Origin of the sequence: Paenibacillus rhizoplanae, from assembly GCF_042684125.1 — a bacterium.
GTDB classification, from domain to species: Bacteria; Bacillota; Bacilli; order Paenibacillales; family Paenibacillaceae; genus Paenibacillus_AQ; species Paenibacillus_AQ rhizoplanae.
Genome location: NZ_JBHUKY010000055.1, coordinates 1 through 1,457, shown reverse-complemented (window position 1 = coordinate 1,457; position 1,457 = coordinate 1). Strand labels below are relative to the sequence as shown.

The following is a 1,457-nucleotide window of genomic DNA, read 5'->3' as shown; positions in this document are numbered from 1 at the left end:
GATCCTGACGTGTAGATCATGTACGCCAGATCGTTTGGCCCGCTTGCTGCTGGCACGTTTGCGGTGTCGCCTATGTACAGCGATGCGTCCGCCAGGTTCAGCACTTCTCCCACATACCCCGTCGGCACTTCCTCTTCCCCGCCATATACGAGCAAGAGATCGGCGCCACTGTCTTCCAGCATGTACTTAATCCGCTCCGCTGGATACGCCGGGTCAATCGGCATGTACGCACCGCCCGCTTTCAGGATCGCGAGAATCCCCACGATCATCTCCACCGAGCGCTCCGTCTTGATCCCCACGACCTGCTCTGCACCAACCCCTTGGCCGCGCAATACCCCGGCTAGCTGGTTCGCCTTCGCGTTCAGCTCCCCATACGTCAACCGTTCAGACTCGAATATTACCGCTGTAGCTTCCGGCGTCTGCTTCACCTGCTGCTCAAACAGCGCGTGGATTGTTTGGTCCTTCGGATACTCCGCCTTTGTATCGTTAAACACCGTTAGCAGCTGACGCTTCTCTTCTTCTACGACCAGCTCAATCTCGTCCAGCTGCATGTCTGGCGTTTCGACGATCTGTTCCACGATCGCCGCCAGATGCCCGGCCATCCGCTCGACTGTTTCCTTCTTGAACAGCGCCGTGCTGTATTCCCAGTCGAAATACAGCCGCCCGCCCTGCTCAACCGCTGCCACCGTCAGGTCGAATTTCGCGACCCGGTATTCCTGCGGGTACGGCCGAATCGTCAGTCCTTCCGGCTTCCATTCGCTCATCTGCATGTTCTGCAGCACCAGCATCGTGTCAAACAGCGGGTTGCGGCTCGTATCCCGCCGTACCTCCACCTTCTCCACCAGCTCCTCGAACGGGTAGTCCTGATTCTCCATCGCCCCCAGCACCGCTACCTTCACTTCCGCCAAGTACGCGTCGAACCGTTTGCTTCCCGCCGGGCGGCTGCGCATCGCCAGCGTGCCCACGAACATCCCGATCATCCGTTCCGCGTCCGGATGCCTTCTGCCTGCCACCGGAGAACCGACCACGATATCCTCTTGCCCCGCATAGCGCGACAGCAGCACCCCGTACGCCGCCAAGAGCGCCATGTACAGCGTCACCCCTTGCTTCGCGCACAGCTGCTTCAGCCGATCCGTCTCGTACTCGCTCCACATTTGACCTGCGCGGTCTCCTTCAAACCGGCGGACCACCGGCCGCACGTAATCCGTCGGCAGTTGCAGCACCGGCGCCTCTTCCTTAAACGCCTGCAACCAGTAGTGCTCCTGAGCTTGGTACGATTCGCCCTGCATCTTCTCCCGCAGCCATACCGCATAATCTTTATAGTGGATCGTTAGCGGCGCCAACTTCTCACCCGCGTACAATCGTGCGAACTCGTCCACGAACACGTCCATCGATACGCCGTCCGAGACGATGTGGTGCATGTCCAGCAGCAGCACATGCCGCCGCTCTTCCAGGCA

At 59.9% G+C, this 1,457-nt stretch carries 1 protein-coding gene; it reads right to left on the bottom strand.

Going from position 1 to position 1,457, the window contains the following annotated elements:
- Positions 1-1,457 (bottom strand): non-ribosomal peptide synthetase (locus ACFSX3_RS24710; RefSeq protein WP_379313375.1); only part of this gene is annotated, 1,457 nt, incomplete at both ends.